This window comes from Nonomuraea sp. NPDC003560 (assembly GCF_042878785.1).
In the GTDB taxonomy this organism is placed as follows: domain Bacteria; phylum Actinomycetota; class Actinomycetes; order Streptosporangiales; family Streptosporangiaceae; genus Nonomuraea.
In genome coordinates this window covers 13,630-30,022 of the sequence record NZ_JBIAOF010000008.1, presented here as the reverse complement: position 1 = coordinate 30,022, position 16,393 = coordinate 13,630, and the positions used below count along the sequence as shown (strand labels likewise).

The 16,393-nt window shown below is 75.2% G+C and carries 15 protein-coding genes; 7 read left to right on the top strand and 8 right to left on the bottom strand.

From position 1 onward, the window contains the following. Window positions 1-52 precede the first annotated feature (52 nt). Entirely contained in the window at window positions 53-1,621 is a 1,569-nt protein-coding gene (locus ACFYUV_RS28985) for an FAD-dependent oxidoreductase (protein ID WP_387673310.1), read from the top strand. A gap of 9 nt (window positions 1,622-1,630) precedes the next feature. Here the strand turns inward: ACFYUV_RS28985 and ACFYUV_RS28980 are convergent, their stop codons facing one another. The 3 genes from ACFYUV_RS28980 to ACFYUV_RS28970 are packed head-to-tail and all read right to left on the bottom strand — an operon-like array spanning window position 1,631 to window position 3,656. After that, the gene (locus ACFYUV_RS28980) at window positions 1,631-1,969 is read right to left on the bottom strand and encodes a hypothetical protein (protein ID WP_387673308.1); all 339 of its coding nucleotides are present in this window, start codon (window positions 1,967-1,969) and stop codon (window positions 1,631-1,633) included. Window positions 1,970-2,019: 50 nt separating this feature from the next. Further along, window positions 2,020-2,700: an HAD family hydrolase gene (locus ACFYUV_RS28975; protein WP_387673305.1), complete on the bottom strand. Its 681-nt coding sequence runs from the start codon at window positions 2,698-2,700 to the stop codon at window positions 2,020-2,022. Window positions 2,701-2,738: 38 nt separating this feature from the next. Then, complete coding sequence (locus tag ACFYUV_RS28970; protein ID WP_387673302.1) at window positions 2,739-3,656, bottom strand: LysR family transcriptional regulator; 918 nt, start codon at window positions 3,654-3,656, stop codon at window positions 2,739-2,741. Window positions 3,657-3,776: 120 nt separating this feature from the next. On the opposite strand from ACFYUV_RS28970, the gene ACFYUV_RS28965 reads away from it, so the two are divergent. Further along, window positions 3,777-4,634 (top strand): SDR family NAD(P)-dependent oxidoreductase, encoded by an 858-nt coding sequence (locus tag ACFYUV_RS28965; protein ID WP_387673299.1) that lies wholly within the window; start codon window positions 3,777-3,779, stop codon window positions 4,632-4,634. Here ACFYUV_RS28965 and ACFYUV_RS28960 read toward each other — a convergent pair. Next, window positions 4,627-7,584 (bottom strand): S8 family serine peptidase, encoded by a 2,958-nt coding sequence (locus ACFYUV_RS28960; RefSeq protein WP_387673296.1) that lies wholly within the window; start codon window positions 7,582-7,584, stop codon window positions 4,627-4,629. The genes ACFYUV_RS28965 and ACFYUV_RS28960 overlap by 8 nt on opposite strands. 152 nt (window positions 7,585-7,736) lie before the next feature. Between ACFYUV_RS28960 and ACFYUV_RS28955 the strand changes: the two genes are divergently transcribed. Together ACFYUV_RS28955 and ACFYUV_RS28950 are read left to right on the top strand one after the other, a co-directional pair. After that, window positions 7,737-8,735, top strand: coding sequence for a hypothetical protein (locus ACFYUV_RS28955; protein ID WP_358297721.1), 999 nt, complete (start codon window positions 7,737-7,739; stop codon window positions 8,733-8,735). 149 nt (window positions 8,736-8,884) lie between these two features. Next, on the top strand, window positions 8,885-10,339 hold the full coding sequence (locus tag ACFYUV_RS28950; RefSeq protein WP_387673289.1) for a serine/threonine-protein kinase: 1,455 nt from the start codon (window positions 8,885-8,887) through the stop codon (window positions 10,337-10,339). Between the two features lie 31 nt (window positions 10,340-10,370). On the opposite strand, the gene ACFYUV_RS28945 is transcribed toward ACFYUV_RS28950, so the two are convergent. Beyond that, window positions 10,371-10,874, bottom strand: a complete 504-nt coding sequence (locus ACFYUV_RS28945) for a nucleotidyltransferase domain-containing protein (protein WP_387673286.1) — start codon at window positions 10,872-10,874, stop codon at window positions 10,371-10,373. 55 nt (window positions 10,875-10,929) lie between these two features. Here ACFYUV_RS28945 and ACFYUV_RS28940 point away from each other — a divergent pair, with 55 nt between their 5' ends. The 3 genes from ACFYUV_RS28940 to ACFYUV_RS28930 are packed head-to-tail and all read left to right on the top strand — an operon-like array spanning window position 10,930 to window position 13,780. Beyond that, a complete protein-coding gene (locus tag ACFYUV_RS28940) occupies window positions 10,930-12,339 on the top strand; it encodes an aldehyde dehydrogenase family protein (protein ID WP_387673283.1) in 1,410 nt (469 codons plus the stop codon). A 3-nt stretch (window positions 12,340-12,342) separates the two neighbouring features. Next, window positions 12,343-12,786, top strand: coding sequence for a hypothetical protein (locus tag ACFYUV_RS28935; RefSeq protein ID WP_364335060.1), 444 nt, complete (start codon window positions 12,343-12,345; stop codon window positions 12,784-12,786). Window position 12,787: 1 nt separating this feature from the next. Further along, window positions 12,788-13,780 (top strand): nitrilase-related carbon-nitrogen hydrolase, encoded by a 993-nt coding sequence (locus ACFYUV_RS28930; protein ID WP_387673280.1) that lies wholly within the window; start codon window positions 12,788-12,790, stop codon window positions 13,778-13,780. A 3-nt stretch (window positions 13,781-13,783) separates the two neighbouring features. Here the strand turns inward: ACFYUV_RS28930 and ACFYUV_RS28925 are convergent, their stop codons facing one another. The 3 genes from ACFYUV_RS28925 to ACFYUV_RS28915 are packed head-to-tail and all read right to left on the bottom strand — an operon-like array spanning window position 13,784 to window position 16,337. Continuing rightward, on the bottom strand, window positions 13,784-14,590 hold the full coding sequence (locus ACFYUV_RS28925; RefSeq protein ID WP_387673279.1) for an ABC transporter permease: 807 nt from the start codon (window positions 14,588-14,590) through the stop codon (window positions 13,784-13,786). Beyond that, window positions 14,587-15,363 (bottom strand): ABC transporter permease, encoded by a 777-nt coding sequence (locus ACFYUV_RS28920; protein ID WP_352359971.1) that lies wholly within the window; start codon window positions 15,361-15,363, stop codon window positions 14,587-14,589. Before ACFYUV_RS28920 ends, ACFYUV_RS28925 begins: the two co-directional genes overlap by 4 nt. Continuing rightward, window positions 15,360-16,337, bottom strand: a complete 978-nt coding sequence (locus ACFYUV_RS28915; RefSeq protein ID WP_387673275.1) for an ABC transporter substrate-binding protein — start codon at window positions 16,335-16,337, stop codon at window positions 15,360-15,362. The genes ACFYUV_RS28920 and ACFYUV_RS28915 overlap by 4 nt, the downstream gene beginning before the upstream one ends. Window positions 16,338-16,393 lie beyond the last annotated feature (56 nt).

Here is a 16,393-nt window from a genome sequence, read left to right as displayed (position 1 = left end):
CGCGTCGCGCGGGACGCACAGTGTGCCATCGGCACATCTCTGGAGGAACGCGATGGACGACAAGTACGACGTGGTGGTCGTCGGCGGCGGGGCCGCCGGGCTCAGCGGCGCCCTGACCCTGAGCCGGGCCCGCCGCCGGGTGCTGGTGATCGACGAGGGCCGGCCGCGCAACGCCCCGGCCGGCGGCGTGCACACCTACCTGGGCCGGGAGGGCACCCCGCCGCTCGACCTGCTGGCCGCCGGCCGCGCCGAGGTGACCGGGTACGGCGGCGAGCTCGTCACCGGCTCCGTCGTGGCGGCCGAACGCCTGGACGCCGGCGGTTTCCGCGTGCGCCTGGCCGACGGGTCCGCGGTCGTGGCGGACCGGCTGCTGGTCACCACGGGCCTGGTGGACGAGCTGCCCGACCTGCCCGGCGTGGCCGAGCGGTGGGGGCGGGAGGTGCTGCACTGCCCGTACTGCCACGGGTGGGAGGTACGCGACCAGCCGATCGGCGTGCTGGCCGCCGGCTCGATCGCCGCCCACCAGGCGCTGCTGTGGCGGCAGTGGAGCGACGACGTGACGCTCTTCACGCACACCGCCCCGCCGCTCGGCGAGGAGGACCGGGCCAGGCTGGCCGCGCGCGGCGTCACCGTCGTCGAAGGGCGGGTCGCCGGCCTGTCGCCGGACTCCGGCCCGCTCACCGGCGTCACCCTGGAGAACGGCGACGTCGTCCCGTGCCGGGCCTTCGTGGTCGCGCCGCGCTTCACCGCCCGCTCGGCCCTGCTGGCCGGGCTCGGCGTCGAGACGGCCGAGCAGCTCATGAACGGGCACGTCATGGGCGTCCACGTGCCCGCCGACCCGGCCGGCGCGACCGGCGTCCCCGGCGTGTGGGTGGCCGGGAACGTGGCCAACCTCGGCGAGAACGTCATCGGCGCCGCCGCCGCGGGAGTGAAGGCGGCGGCGGCGATCAACGCCGACCTGATCGAGGAGGAGACCCGCCGCGCGGTGGCGGCCGCCGCCGGCGCGCCGGTCTCCGGCGAACAGTTCTGGGACGACCGCTACGGGCAGTCCGAACGGATCTGGAGCGGCAACCCCAACGCGCGCCTGGTCGAGGAGGTCGCGGACCTGGCACCCGGCACCGCGCTGGAACTGGGCTGCGGCGAGGGCGCCGACGCCGTGTGGCTGGCCCGCCGCGGCTGGCGGGTCACCGCCGCCGACATCTCCGGCGTGGCCCTGGCCCGCGCCGCCGCCCATGCCGCGGAGGCGGGCGTGGCCGAGCGCGTCGACTGGCAGCGTCACGACCTGGCCGAGTCCTTCCCCGAGGGCGAGTACGACCTGGTCACCGCGAGCTACCTGCACTCGCCCGCCGAGCTGTCGCGCGAGAAGGTCCTGCGCGCCGCCGCCGCGGCCGTCGCGCCCGGCGGTCAGCTCCTGGTGCTCGGGCACGCCGGCCCCCCGCCGTGGGAGCCCGAAGCCCGCGTCGAGCTGCCCACCCCGCAACAGGTGCTGGACGCTCTGGAGCTGGCCGAGGGGGAGTGGGAGGTGCTGCGGGCCGAGGAGTTCGAACGCGCCCAGACCGCCCCGGGCGGCACGCCGGCCGTCCGCGTCGACAACGTGCTGAGGATCCGGCGGCGCGGCTGACCCGCGCGCTCAGCGGCGGCGCTCGCGCAGGGCGACGGCCACGTTGATCACGGTGAGGGCGACCAGCATGACGATCGCGGCGATCAGCCCGTCCGGCTGGCCCACCAGCGCGATCGTCCCGCCCACACCGAAGATCACCGAGAAGTAGGCCAGGCCCGCGGACATCCCGCGGTGGCCGCCGTCCTGAGGGGCGCGCTGGGCGAGCCGCTCCTCGACCTTCCGGTCGATCTCGTGGCCGACCCGCTCCAGGAACGAGTCCACCAGGGCCTGCTCGTAGTCGGGACCCAGCTCCCGGCGCGCGGCGACGGCGGCGCGCAGCTCGTCGTTCGGCAGTTCCGAGGCGCTCATACCCTCGGCTCTACGCCACCCCGGCCCCCTTGTCCAGACGCCGGGACGCGCTAGTCGAGGGCCGTCGTCAGCGGGCCGCGGGCGGCCTCCTCCAGCAGGGCGACGGTGCCGGTCAGGTCGGGGAAGGCGTCGATGAAGGCGTCGACCGGGTGCGGGGCGAAGTCGGCGGGCCGGCGCAGCCCGCTCTGCATGCAGGCGACGAACCGCAGGCCCGCGCCGGTGGCCGCCGCCGCGTCGGTGGGGGAGTCGCCCACGTAGAGGCACTCGTCGGGGGCCAGGCCGGTGGCGGCCAGCAGTTCGTCGAAGGCGCGCGGGTCGGGCTTGCCGAAGCGGGTGTTGCCGGCGTGGTAGACGGCCGCGATCCGGCCGTCGAGCGCGTGGCCCGGCGCCATCAGGTGCTCCATCTCGGCCTCGTCGCGCGAGGTCAGCAGCATGACCGCGCGCCCGGCCGCGTTGAGCTCGTCGATCGCGCGCAGGTTCTCCCCCGGGACGACGTCGACCAGCCCGGCCGCCACGTACTCGCGCAGCACGGCGTGATGCAGGGGCAGGTAGGCGGCCACGTCGAGACCGGGCGAGCGCAGCGGCATGGCCTCGTGCAGCGACCGGCCCCAGGTCGCCACGTGCACCGCCCTGGACATGGGCCCGTGGCCGAGCCGCCCCAGGACCTCGTTCTCCAGCTCGAAGCACGCGGCCTCGGTGAGGCACAGGGTGTCGTCGACATCAACCACCACGGCACGGATCACAGGCCACACCATAACCGGTGGCCGCCTCAGGAGCCGACGGCGGCGGCGCGCAGCGCGCCCGCCAGGTCCGCGACCGGCCCGGGGACGGGGCCGGGGAGGCGGGCCAGCAGCAGCCGCCGCTGCTCGCGCGGCCCGCCCCGCACCGGCAGCACCCGTACGCCCTCCGGCACGGCCGGGCCCATCGACGCCGGCACCGTGGTCAGCCCGCAGCCGGCCGCCACCAGGGCGAGCTTGGCCAGCCAGTCGCGGACGACGAACACCGTCTCCGGCCGCTCGTCCAGGCCCGGCCACACGCCCAGGGTGGGGCTCTCGCCCGCCGGGGCGGCCGGGCTGGCGATCCAGGGACGGCCGTGCAGGTCGGCGACGTCCACGTACTCGCCCCGGGCCAGCGGGTGCCCGGCGGGGACGGCCACCCGCAGGCCACGCTCGGTGAGGATCTCGATCTCCAGCGGCGGCGTCTCGGCGTCCGGGGCGCGGAACGGCGGGGCCGAGCTGAGCAGGGCCAGGTCCAGCGTGCCGGCCCGCAACGCGCGGACCAGGGCCGAGCTGCCGTCCTCCCGCCCGGTGACCGCGAGGGACGGACGCGTGCGGCGCAGCTCGGCCAGCGCGCGGGGCACCAGCGCGGCCCCCGCCGCCGCGAACCAGCCGAGCCGGACGGTCGCCGGCTCGCCGGGCAGCCCGGCCAGCTCCCTGGCCGCGGCGTCGACCTCGTCCACGACGGCCGCGGCGCGGCGCAGCACGAGTCGTCCGGCCGCGGTCAGGCGCACGCCGTCGTGCCGCCGCTCCAGCAGGCGGGCCCCGGCGGCGCGTTCGAGCGCGGCGATCTGCCGGGACACGGCGGACTGCGTGTAGCCGAGGGCGGTGGCCGCCGCGGTGAGCGTGCCCCGCTCGGCGACCTCCCGGAAGACCCGCAGGGCGGTGAGCGACGCGTCGGTGAAGGCCATGACGATCACGCATACCGGACTTGAGGAACTTTCGCTACCCGAATGCCTCCGGTCGCTCCTAACCTGACCGGTGCCGGGAGCGCGCACCGGCCCGCACAAGCACTTCTCGAAGGAGCGACAATGAGCACCACCCCGAAGGTCGCCCTGGTGACCGGCGCGACGCAGGGGCTCGGGCTGGCCCTCGTCGAAGGGCTGGCCCGCCGGATGACGCCGGACGACACCGTCTACCTCACCGGGCGCGACGCCGCCCGCGTGGCCGAGGCCGCGGCGGCGATGCCGGCGACCGGCGCCCGGGTCCGCGGCGAGCTGCTCGACGTGGCCGACCCGCGGGCCGCCGCCGAGCTCGCCGGCCTGCTGCGCGAGCGGCACGGCGGCGTGGACGTCGTCGCGGGCAACGCCGTCATGCGCGTCGGCCCGGACGACGACATGCGCGCCCTCATCGACGCCTACACCGAGGTGAACAACTTCGGCACCACCCGGCTCCTGCGCGCCTTCGCCCCGCTGGTCCGGGACGGCGGCAGGTTCCTGGTGGTCGGCAGCTCGCTGGGCACGCTGCACCACCTGGCCCCCGTCCTGCACGACCGCTTCGACGGGCTGACCAGCCTGGAGGAGGTGGACGCGCAGGTGGCCGCCTGGCGCGACGCGGTCAGGGACGGCAGCGCCCGCGCCCAGTCCTGGCCGGGCTTCGTCAACATCCCGTCCAAGGTCTGGCAGGTCGCCGCGGTGCGGGCGCTGGCCGGACAACGGCGGGAGGACGACGCCCGCCGCGGGATCCTGCTGGCCGCCGTCTGCCCCGGGATGATCAACACGCCGACGTCCGGCCTGTGGTGGGACGTCAGCGGCGCGCCTTCGCCGGAGCAGGCCGCCGTCCCGCTGCTCGACCTGGCCCTCGGCCCGGTGGACCCCGGCCACTACGGGGAACTCGTCCGGTTCGGACGGGTTCTCCCGTGGCGGCCGGAGCGGCGGGCGGCTAGTTGATCGTGACGATCGTCCCGGCGCCGTTGGGGTACTCGACGTAGCCGGTGTTGACGCGCTGCGTCGCGCCCGTCCAGGACGCGGTCAGCGTGACCGGCGTGCCGGCGGTCACCTTCGGGCGGGCCGGCGTCACGGTGAGCGCGCCGCGCGCGTGGCCCGCCTCCACGATGTCGGCCTGGGTGGTGAACGCCGTGGACGTCGTCCCCGGCAGGTCACCGAGGCTGAGCACGATCAGGGTGTGCCTGCCGGGCCGCGGGCGGGACAGCGCGGCGCGGTGGTCGCCGTCCGGGCTGGACAGCCATGTCTCGAACTCGCGGCCGCCGGGGCCCTCGTAGACGAGCAGGCCGCCCACCTGGGCCTCCGGGTTCACCGCCTTGATCCGGAAGGCGGCGGCCCTGGCGCCCTCGGGCACCGTGATCGGGATCTCGCGGCCCCACACCTCGTCCTGGCCGACCGTGCCGGGCGTCTCGGCCCCCGAGACCGGCCCGTACGGGGTGACCTGGAACTTCTTCAGCCCCGGCGTCACCTCGAAGGACAGGGAGCCGGCCGCGCCCGCGCCGCGCACCTCGGCGGGCGCCTTGGCGCTCAGCGGCGTGGCCACGATCGCGCTGCGCACGCTGATGCCCGCCCCGGTCCAGGTGAGCCGGCCGGTGGCGGTGTCGCCGGTGGCCTCGGGCAGCGTCTCCAGCGTGACGGTGAACTCCTTGGCCTGGCCGGCCTCCTTGAACACCAGCGTGGACGGCTTGACCTTCGCCCTGAACCCGGGCACCTCGATCGAGGCGTGGTAGACGCCCGGCGTGAGCGCCGTCACCCGGCGGGTGACCGTGCGCGAGCCGAACAGCTCGGCCACCGCGATCGTCGGGTAGTTCAGGTCGGAGGCGGCCAGCGGCGCGACGCCGGTGCCGGTGGCGACGCCGAGGCCCTCCAGGAACCCGTACCAGTCCTTCGGCCCGGCGTCGTAGACCAGGCCGGGGGTGAACATGCGGGACGGGTCCACGTGCCCGGCGCCCTGGGCGAAGACGTCCGGGGTCCTGGTGTCGTAGGCGGTGGTCATCATGGCCGACTTGATCGCCATCGGCGACAGCTGGGGATGCCGGCCGAGGTAGAGGGCGGCCAGGCCGGCGATGTGCGGGGTGGCCATCGAGGTGCCGGAGTAGAAGTCGAAGTCCTTGCCGTCGTTGCCCGGCGGCGCCACGGCGGCCAGGATCGCCGCGCCGGGGGCGGTGACGTCCGGCTTCAGCAGGTCGCCCTTGGCGGACAGGGCGGGGCCGCGCGAGGAGAAGCTGGTCACCTCGGGGTAGGCCACGCCGTCGGAGGGGGCGGGGAGCAGGGTGGCCGTCGCGCCCGGCGTGGCCGCGTACGCCGCGATCCTCCCGGCGTCGGGCGCGTCCACGTGCACGGTCGGCACGGCGTGCAGGTCGGCGTCGGTGGACTGGGGGGTCGGGTTGCCCAGCACCATGCCCACGCCGCCGGCCCGCCTGACCTCGGCCGACTTCTCCACGCGGGCCGTCGTCCCGCGCGCGCAGTAGACGATCTTCCCGGCGGCCTTGGCCGGGTCGAGCGCGCCGGCCGCGCACACCTCGGCGTCGGCGTCGGCCGCCTGGCCCGCCTTCACCGACGCGGCGGTCACCAGCGGCACGGGGCCGAGCGGCGCGACGACCGAGGTGCTGATGCCCCGGTAGGCGGCGCCGTCGCCGAGCCGGACCTCGCCCCGGCGGGGCGCGATCGTGCCGGCGGCGACGGTCGTCGTCCAGGGCGCGGTGTTGTCCAGCGTGGAGGCGTCGGGGCCGGAGTTGCCGCCGGCGGTGGCGACGAAGACGCCGGCCTGGGCGGCGGCCAGGAAGGCGAGCTGGATCGGGTCGTCGGCGGGCGATTCCGACATCGCGCTGCCGATCGAGTAGTTGATCACGTCCACGCCGTCGGCCACCGCCTGGTCGATGGCCGCGATCAGGTCGGAGCTGAAGCCGCCCGTCGTGCCGCCGTCCTTGCCCTGCCACAGCGCCTTGTAGACGGCGATCGCCGCGCCCGGCGCGACGCCGGAGACCGTGCCGAAGTCGATGCCGTTCGCGGCGGCCGGGACGCCGTGGTCGCCCGCCGCGGTCCCGGCGGTGTGCGAGCCGTGGCCCTGGGCGTCGCGCGGCGAGGCGAAGTCGTCGCGCTGCTGCGGCGGGGTCTGCCGCAGCCACTGCTCGCCGAAGTAGCGGGCGCTGATCAGCTTGCCGTTGCACAGGTCGGCGGTGAAGCGCTCGCCGGTCTGGCAGAGACCGGTGAACGTGGAGCCGTCGGCCTTTTGCATGACCGTGGCCCCGTCCTTGAGATAGGGGCGGTACGGGTCGGCGCCGGCGGGCGGCTCCGTGCCGAGGGCGGGGCCGGCGAAGGACGGGTTCTCCGGCCAGATGCCGGTGTCGACGACGCCGACGACCACGCCCTTGCCCGCCTTGCCCGTGCCGCCGAGGGCGGCCCACAGGCCGCGGTCGCCGGACAGGCGCAGGAAGTCGGTGGAGTTCCGGTCGTCCAGGGCCTTGTGCAGGACGTCCGGGGTGACCGAGAGCACGCCCCGGGTGGCGTGCAGGCGCAGGGCCTGGGCGGGGGTGAGGTCGGCGGTGAAGCTGTTGGAGGCGACCACGTGGTGGGCGGTGGCGGACGCGCCGACGCTGCGGGCCACCTCGTCCTGCCGGGTGGTCAGGCGGTCGCGGTAGCGCCTGGCGTGGGGGCTGGTGGTGTCCACCTTCCTGCCCTTGCCGCCCTTGGTGGGCGCGATGCCGGTGACGCCGCCGTCGTAGGTGGCCAGAGGCGACTCGGTCAGGGTGATGACGTAGGGGGAGGGGGCGGCGGGCGGGGCGGCTGCCAGTGTGGAGGCCACTGCGGGCCCGGCCAAAGCCGGGACGGCGGCGGTGACCGCCAGCGCGGCGGCCAGTGCCAGTGCGCGGTGAACGCGGGTGTTGCGGGACATTGCTCCTCAAGGGGGACGAGCCTGGTCACCCGTCCGGGGAGGATCACCGGAGGGCCGCCTTGGAGTCAAGCGTCCAGTGGAGATCAGTGTCGAGATATAGTGCTGACATTTTCGGCCACGTGACCAAAAACGACATTTTCGGAAGGTGCTTTGTGGCGGACGGCTCTGTGCTCGGCGCGGTGGGCCTGTCGGACTTCGACGAGCGGCTCTACCGGCTGCTGCTGCGCGGACCCGGCCTGCGCACGGCCGAGGCCGCGGCCGCGCTGGAGACCGGCCCCGCCCGGGTGCGCGCCGGGCTGGCCCGCCTGGCCGACGCCGGGCTGCTGCGCCGCACCGGACCCGGCCGGTACGAGGCCGTGCCGCCGGAGGCGGCGATCGAGTGGCTGGTGGACCGCCGGCGCCTGGAGACCGAGGCGCGGCTCGCGGCGGTCCGGACGGTCGTGTCGGACTTCGCCCAGCTCTACCACTCCGGCCGGATGGGCTCCGGGCCCGCCGGCGTCGTGGAGGTGCTGGCCGGCGAGGAGGCCGTCAAGCGGGTGATCACCGAGTTGCAGCGGACGGTCGGCGTGGAACTGCTCGGCTTCGACCGCCCGCCGTACGTGGGCCGCCCCGACGACTCCCACGACACCAACGAGTCGGAGCTGGAGGGCACCCGGCAACTGCTGGCGCGCGGCGTGGACATCCGGGTGGTCTACTGCGCCGAGTCCCTGGACCGGCCCGGCCGCCTGGAGACGTTGATCCGGCTGGCCGAGGAGGGCGAGCGGTCCCGGTTCGTCGCGCACCTGCCGTTCAAGCTGCGCATCGCCGACCGCAGGATCGGCCTGTTCCCGCTGGTGGACGGCGTCTACGACAACATCGCCCTGCTGCACCCCTCGCGGCTGCTGGACGCCCTGGTCGAGCTGTTCGACGTCTACTGGGAGCGCGGCCGGCCGCTGGCCGGGCTGCCGCAGGCGGCGCAGGAACGCCCGGCGGAGGCGGACCTGCTCGTGCTGCGCCTGCTCAACGCCGGGCTCAAGGACGAGGCCATCGGCCGCCATCTCGGCGTCAGCCCCAGGACGGCCACCCGCAAGATCGCCGCCGTGGTGGAGAGCCTCGGCGTGACCAGCCGCTTCCAGGCGGGCGCGGAGGCGGCCGCCCGCGGCTGGCTCTGATTCCCTACCGCCTTCCATATCGCCGCACTTCGGTCGATCTTCGCTTACTGTGCATCTCGGGGGGTGCGCTGCGGGAGAATGTTCCTCGCCGCGCGCCGGTGCACGGCCAGCGGGGGAACAACGGGGGAACACGGAGGATGACGTCGAGGATGAGTGCTCAGACGCAGGAGCATCTCGGCCCTTACCGGGTGATCAGGAAGATCGGCGAGGGCGGCATGGGGGTCGCCCACCTCGGTCTCGACGGCGCGGGTCGCCAGGTCGCGATCAAGGTGCTGCATCCGCACGTCGCCGCCGACCTCAAGGCGCGCGACCGCCTGGTGCGCGAGGTGGAGACCATGCGCCGGGTGCGCAGCCGGTACGTCGCCGAGGTCGTCGACGCCGAGTTCGACGCCCACCGGCCCTACGTCGTGACGCGCTTCGCCGACGGGCGCACGCTGGAGCAGGCCGTCCTGACCGACGGCCCCCTGGAGCCCCACGCGGTCGTCAGGCTCGCGCAGGGGCTGTGCCAGGCGCTGGTCGACATCCACGTGGCCGGGGTGATCCACCGCGACCTCAAACCGGCCAACGTCATGCTGGTCGGCGGCGAGCCGCTGGTCATCGACTTCGGCATCGCCCACCTGGTCGACGCGGCCCGGCTGACGCAGTCGGGCATGTTCGTCGGCACGCCCGGCTACCTGGCGCCGGAGATCATCCGGGCCTCGCAGGTCACCCCGGCGGCCGACGTGCACGCGCTGGCCTCGACGGTGTTCTTCGCCGCCACCGGGCTGCCGCCGTTCGGCACCGGGTCGTTCGAGGCCGTCTGCTTCAACACCATGGAGGGACGGGCGCGGCTCGACGAGGCGCCCGCGTGGCTGCGCGGCTGGCTGGCCGGCGCGCTGCGCGTCGATCCGGCGGCCCGGCCCGTCGCCCGGGAGCTGCTGCGGCAGGCCGGGGCGCTCGACCCCGGCGGCCGTCCGCTCCCGCCCGAACGGCCCGGCGCCAGCACGCTCACCATGGACGCCGTCTCCGCCCTGCTGCCGCCGGTGGAGTACGCGCCGCGCGGCCACCACGAGCAGCCGGCGCCGCCCGCCCCCACCGTCCACGCGGACCGGCAGTGGGAACGCCCGCGGCCCGCCCCGGCGCCCGCCGCCCCCGCCGAGCCGTTCGACCTGCGGCGGTTCGTGACCAGCAGCGCGTTCGTCGGCGTGCTGGCGCTGGTGACGCTGTCGGCCACGACCGTCGTCACGCCGGTCGTCGGCGGCCTGCTGGCGGTGGCGCTCTCGCTGGCGCTGCGCGTCGCCGACCACTTCCTGTCCGAGGAGCGGCCGACGCCGGCCCGCGCCGCGCTCGTGGCCATGGGCAACCTGCTCCTGTCGCTGGCCTGCGGCCTGGGCGTGGCCGGCCTGCTGGAGGCGGCCGGATCGAGCACCAGCCACGCCGAGGCCCTGGCCGCCGGCGCGTTCACGCTGGGGCTGTTCGTGCTGCCCGGCGCGGGGCCCGCGCGGCGCAGGGCCGCGCGCGTGCTGGCCCGCCTGCTGCCCGGCCGCAGCGCGACCGTGGTGACGGTGGCCGTCATGGGGCCGATCGCGCTGCTGGCCACGATCGCGGCGCTGCTCCAGGGCTGACCGGTCCGGCTGACCGGCCCGGCTGACCGGCTCAGCCGCCGGTGGCCTCGGGCAGCGACCGCAGAAGCGCCAGGTCGTGCAGGTCGCGTTCCCTCGGCTCGTACCCCTGGTGGAAGGCGAGCTGCTGGGCCGCCGACAGGCACGGCACGCGCCGCCCGGCGACGGTGCCCGAGGTGAAGGCGGCCGCCGGGTAGAAGAGCGCGCCGCCCCGGTCGTCGAGGTCCTGCACGGCCGAGCCGTCCGCGGCGAAGCGGAGCGGATGCAGGTCGAGCTCGCGGCCGAGGTCGTCGGCCATGACGAAACGGGCCGGACGGCCGGGCACCGCGCCGTCCCGCTCGGTGTAGCCGAGCGCCTCCAGCGCCCCGATCACGCGCGGCTCCTGCTCGGCCCGGTGCAGCAGATCGAGGTCGTGGTGGTCGCGGGTGGCCCGGCCGACGAGGGCGTCGACGCCCCAGCCGCCGGCGATCCACACCGCGCAGCCGGCCGCGCGCAGCGCCGCGCGTACCCGCAGCAGCTCCCCGGCATCGAAGATCATTCGGGGTAGCGTACGGCTGGACACCGCGACGGTCAACGTGTTCAGAATGGGCCTCGTGACGCCTTCGACCGGGCACGTCGTCAGGAACCCGCTCACCGGGCGCGCCGAGCGGCCGCTCGCGCCCGTCGGCCCCGATCGGCTGGCGGAGATCGCGGCCGGGCTGCGCGCGATGGCCCCCGACTGGCGGGCCCCCGACCGGGCCGCCGACCGGGGCGAGGTGCTGGCCGCGTTCGGCCGGGCGCTGGCGGCCGACGACGAGCTGCTGGCCGCGCTGATGGCCGACACGGGCCGGGAGGCCGAGTCCAGGCTGGAACGGCAGCTCACCGCCGGGCTCGCCGAACGCTGGGCGCGCCAGGCCCCCGCCCTGCTCGCGCCTCCGCCCGAACGGCCGGCCGCGCTGCCGGGGATCGCGGTGGGCGGCGACGCGGTGCCGTACGAGCTGGCCGGGGTGATCAGCCCCTGGAACTTCCCGCTGCTGCTCGCCCTGATCGACGCGGTGCCCGCGCTGGCGGCCGGCTGCGCGGTGCTGGTCAAGCCGAGCGAGGTGACGCCGCGCTTCATCGAGCCGCTGATGCGGCTGGTCCCCGCCGAGCTGCCGCTGCGGCTGGTCGAGGGGGCCGCCGAGACCGGCGAACGGCTCGTCGGCCTGGTGGACACCGTCGTGTTCACCGGCAGCGTGCCGACCGGCCGCCGGGTGGCCGAGGCCGCGGCGCGCGCGTTCGTCCCCGCCCACCTGGAGCTGGGCGGCAAGGATCCGGCGATCGTGCTGGCGGGCGCCGACCTGGAACGGGCGGCCGAGGCTGTCCTGTGGGGCGGCACGGCCAACGCCGGGCAGTCCTGCCAGTCCGTCGAACGCGTCTACGTCGAGCGCGGCGCGTACGACACGTTCCTCGGCCTGCTCGCCGACCGGGCCGCGCGGACCCGGCTGACCTGCGAGGGCGGCCCCATCGGGCCGATCATCGACCCCGCGCAGGCCGGCGTGATCGCGGCCCACCTGGCCGACGCCGCCGCCAAGGGCGCGCTGACCCACACGGGCGGCGCGATCGAGCGGCACGGCGGCGGGTTGTGGTGCCGTCCCACCGTGCTGTCGCGGGTGCGGCACGACATGCTGGTCATGACGGAGGAGACGTTCGGGCCGGTGCTGCCGGTCATGGCCGTGTCCGGGGCGGAGGAGGCGGTGGAGCTGGCCAACGACAGCGCGTACGGGCTGTCGGCCGCCGTGTTCGCCGCCACCGAGAAGGAGGCGCTGGCCGTCGCGGCCCGGCTGAACGCCGGCGCGGTCAGCGTCAACGACGCCGCGCTGACCGCGCTCGTCCACGAGGGTGAGAAGAACTCCTTCGGCCTGTCGGGGCTCGGCGGCTCGCGCATGGGCGCCGCCTCGATCGGCCGGTTCCTGCGCCGCAGGGCGTACCTGATCAACCGGTCCGGGGCCGCCGACCCGTGGTGGCACCCCAGGGAAGGATAGAGCATGGGACTGCGTGCCGAGATGCCGCTGCTGGCCCGCCACGAGGGCGAGTGGGCCGGCGAGTACGTGCACGTCGACAAGGACGGCGCCGTGATCGACCGCCACCACGTCGAGATGACCTGCGCGATCGTCGACGACACCGGCTACCACCAGACCAACCGCTACCGCTGGGACGACGGCCGCACCGAGGTGCACGAGTTCCCCGGCACGTACCTGGGCGGCGGCCGGTGCGCGTTCGACACCGATCGGCTGACCGGCCAGTTCTGGGAGCTCGACGACAGCACCATCTACCTGACCTGGCGCTTCAAGGCCGAAGGCGACGACCTTCGGCTGTTCGAGCTGATCGTGCTGAGCCCGGACGGCGACTCCCGCAGCCGCACCTGGCAGTGGATCAGGAACGGCGAGTGCGTCCGGCGCACGCTGATCGACGAGCGCAGGACCGCCTGACATGACCGCCTACACCGCGCTGGCGCTCCAGGTGGCGGCGAGGGCCGTCACCGACCGCGCCGACCTGGCCGCCGCCGTCGGGCGCGTGGCGGAGCGCGTCGGCGGCAGCAAGGCGTGGCTCGGCCCCGCCCTGCGGCTGGTGGTGCTGCCGGAGTACGTCCTGACCGGCTTCCCCGCCGGGCAGGGCCCGGCCGAGTGGCGCGAGAAGGCCGCCCTCGACGTGGACGGGCCCGAGTACCGGGCGCTGGCCGCGATCGCCGCCGACGAGGACGTGTTCCTGTGCGTCAACGCCTACGAGCGCGACGAGCACTTCCCCGGCCTGTACTTCCAGGCGTGCGTGATCCTCTCCCCGGCGGGCGAGGCGGTACTGCGCTACCGGCGGCTGCACTCGCTGTTCACACCCACGCCGTACGACGTGTGGGAACGCTACCTCGACCGGTACGGCCTCGACGGCGTGCTGCCGGTCGCGCGCACCGAGATCGGCAACCTGGCCGCGCTCGCCTCGGAGGAGATCCTGGTGCCCGAGCTGGCCAGGGCGCTGGCGCTGCGCGGCGCGGAGGTGTTCTGCAACCCGACCTCCGAGGCGTACTCGCCCGCCCTGACCCCCAAGGCCGTCGCCCGCCGCGCCCGCGCGCTGGAGAACCTGGCCTTCGTCGTCTCGGCCAACACCGCCGGGCTGTCCGGCATCGCGATCCCGGGCGACTCGGTCAACGGGGGCTCGGAGGTGATCGACCACGAGGGCCGGGCGCTGGCCCAGGCCGGGCCGGGGGAGACGCTGGTCGCCGCCGCCGAGCTGGACCTGGCCGCGCTGCGCCGCGCCCGCCGCCGGCCCGGCATGGCGAACCTGCCCAGCCGGGTCAAGACCGGGCTGTGGGCGCGCGAGTACGCCGCGCACGACGTCGAACGGCCCGCCGACCTGGACGCCGCCCCGGACCGCGGCTTCCACGTCGCCCGGCAGCGCGAGATCATCGAACGCCTGCACGGCCGGGGCTGAACGTCAGGCGCGGGCGTAGCGGCGCAGCAGCCTGCGCTCGGCCGCCAGGAAGATCGAGTTGAGCGCCACGCCGAGCACGCCCAGCAGCACGATCCCGGCCCACATGGCCGGGATGTCGAACTGGCTCTGCGCCTCCAGCAGACGGTGGCCGATGCCCTCGCTGCTGCCGTACAGCTCGGAGATCACCATCATGATCAGCGCCAGCGACACGCTGAGCCGCAGCCCGGCCAGGATCTTCGGCGCGGCCGCGGGCAGGACGACGTGGAACAGGCGGGTGGCCGCCGACAGGCGGAAGACCCGGCCGGTGTCGAGGTAGCCGCGGTCGACGTGGCGGCCGCCGTCCATCGAGTTGATCAGCACGGGCCACACGACCCCGTACACGATCGAGGCGAGCTGCATCGGAGTGCCGATCTTGAACAGCAGCAGGAACACCGGCAGCAGCGCCGCGGGCGGCACCGAGCGGCCGAGGTGCAGCAGCGGCTCGGCCAGCGCCGCCAGCCACTCCAGGCGGCCCAGGGCCAGGCCCAGCGCCACCCCCGCCAGCGCGGCCAGCGCCCAGCCCGCCACCAGCCGCCCGAGGCTGGGCAGCAGGTCGGCGACCGCCTCGTCGGTCAGGAACAGCCGGCCCGGCGAGCCGGAGAACCACATCTCGCGCAGCCGCGCCAGGATCGTGCTGGGCGGCGGGAAGTAGACGGCCGCCGCCCGCCGGGCGACCAGCTCCCACGACGCCGCCACCACGGGCAGCAGCCAGTGGCGGCGCGCCCACCGCCGGACGGTCGTCGCGGCCCCACCCGGCCCCGGCCGGGTCACGCCGCGACCTGCGCGCGGGCGTGGTGCCAGCGGAACAGCCGCCGCTCGGCCGTGGTGACCAGCAGGTTGGCCGCCAGCCCGAGCAGGCCCGCCCACAGCGTGCCGGCCAGCACCCGGTCGACGTGGTTGGCGCTGCCGGCCTGGAGCAGGAACGTGCCGATGCCGTCGCCGCCCGCGATCAGCTCCACGCTGACGGCGACGATGAGGGTGACCCCGACGGAGATGCGCACGCCGGTGGCGACGAACGGCGCGGCGCTCGGCAGCGAGACCCGCAGCACGACCGCCAGCGGGCCGAAGCCGAAGCTGCGCAGCGTCTCCTTGGCCTGCGGGTCGACGTCGGACAGGCCGTACATGGTGTTGACGAGCAGCGGCCAGCAGCAGGTGTAGACGATCAGCGAGGTCTTGGCGTCGGCGCTGTCCGGGAACAGGAACATGGCCAGAGGGATCAGCGACACCGACGGGATCGGCCGCAGGAACTCCACCAGCGGCCGCGCCGAGCGCTCCACCACCGGCACCGTGCCGAGCAGCAGCCCGGCCGGCACCGCCACCGCGATCGCGATCAGCAGGCCGGCCGCGCAGGCGCCCAGCGTGGCCAGCACCTGCGCGTGGAAGGCGCCGTCGGCCGCCAGCCCGGCCGCGGCGGCCAGGACGTCGGAGGCGTACGGCAGCACCCCGGGGTCGATCAGCCCGGCCCGGCCCGCGGCCTCGGTCAGGACCAGCGCCCCGGCGACCCCCGCCGCCCCGAGGACCAGCCGCCCGCCCCGCGTGATCATTCCAGGCCGGTCGCGATCTGCGTGCCGACGTCGGGCCTGCTCTTCAGGTAGCCGTAGCCGACGAGCAGGTCGGCCAGCTTCTGGAAGCCGTCCCGGGGCGGCTCCATCGAGAAGACGCCGAGCTTCATGGCCGCCGCGCTCGCCGCGTCGATCTGCGTGTACGTCGGGATGACCTCGTCGATCGCCTTGCGGTCGGCGGCGGCGACGGCCTGGGCCTTGGCCAGGGCGCGGTGGAAGGCGGCGGCGGTGCGGGGGTTGGCGGCCAGCCAGGACTCGGACACGCCCCAGCCGTCGATCGGGATGCCCGCGGTCGGGCCCGACATGGTGTCGATCACCTCGGTGCCGCCCGCCTTCTTGGCGGCGGTCAGGAACGGCTCGACCAGCCAGGCGGCGTCGACCTTGCCCGAGGCCAGCGCGCCGAGCTGCTCGTTGAACGGCATCGCCACGTACTTGACGGCGTCGGGGGCGAGCCCGGCCTGCTGGAGGTGGGCGTTGGTGACCGTCTGGCCGAGCGCCTTGAGCACGTTGACCGCGACCGTCTTGCCCTTGAGGTCGGTGGCGGATCTGACCGGCGACCCCTTGGGCACGACGACGCCCGCGATTCCGGGGGCCGACTCCTGGCTGTGCTGGAACAGTTTGAGCTTGGCCGCGCCGGAATCGTTGATGGACAGCAGCGAGACGTAGGAGGTCAGGAACGCGTCCATGCTGCCGTTGAGTATTTTCGGCATGACCGCCTGAGGTGCTTGGATGATCTCGGTCTTGACCGTCAGGCCCTCGGCCTTGAAGAAACCGCGTTTCTCGGCGATGAACAGCGGCGCCGCCGACGGCACCGGCACCACGCCGACGAGGAGCTGTGTCTTCTCCAGCCCGCCGGAGCCTCCGGAGCCGCTGGTGGGGGTGGGGGCGGCGCCGCCGCCGCAGGCCGCGAGGCCGGCGACGAGGGCCAGCGCGGCGGCGGCGTGTGCGATCTTCACGATGCTCTCTCCTGACTGGCCGGCGCGATTCCTTGGCCGGGCGACGCGATTCCCGG

What these genes read in the sequence shown, in the direction of transcription:
- ACFYUV_RS28920 (WP_352359971.1), bottom strand. Translation starts at nt 15,363, where the DNA reads ATGATCACGCGGGGCGGGCGGCTGGTCCTCGGGGCGGCGGGGGTCGCC.
- ACFYUV_RS28960 (WP_387673296.1), bottom strand. Translation starts at nt 7,584, where the DNA reads ATGTCCCGCAACACCCGCGTTCACCGCGCACTGGCACTGGCCGCCGCG.
- ACFYUV_RS28945 (WP_387673286.1), bottom strand. Translation starts at nt 10,874, where the DNA reads ATGATCTTCGATGCCGGGGAGCTGCTGCGGGTACGCGCGGCGCTGCGC.
- ACFYUV_RS28935 (WP_364335060.1), top strand. Translation starts at nt 12,343, where the DNA reads ATGGGACTGCGTGCCGAGATGCCGCTGCTGGCCCGCCACGAGGGCGAG.
- ACFYUV_RS28985 (WP_387673310.1), top strand. Translation starts at nt 53, where the DNA reads ATGGACGACAAGTACGACGTGGTGGTCGTCGGCGGCGGGGCCGCCGGG.
- ACFYUV_RS28965 (WP_387673299.1), top strand. Translation starts at nt 3,777, where the DNA reads ATGAGCACCACCCCGAAGGTCGCCCTGGTGACCGGCGCGACGCAGGGG.
- ACFYUV_RS28980 (WP_387673308.1), bottom strand. Translation starts at nt 1,969, where the DNA reads ATGAGCGCCTCGGAACTGCCGAACGACGAGCTGCGCGCCGCCGTCGCC.
- ACFYUV_RS28930 (WP_387673280.1), top strand. Translation starts at nt 12,788, where the DNA reads ATGACCGCCTACACCGCGCTGGCGCTCCAGGTGGCGGCGAGGGCCGTC.
- ACFYUV_RS28950 (WP_387673289.1), top strand. Translation starts at nt 8,885, where the DNA reads ATGAGTGCTCAGACGCAGGAGCATCTCGGCCCTTACCGGGTGATCAGG.
- ACFYUV_RS28970 (WP_387673302.1), bottom strand. Translation starts at nt 3,656, where the DNA reads ATGGCCTTCACCGACGCGTCGCTCACCGCCCTGCGGGTCTTCCGGGAG.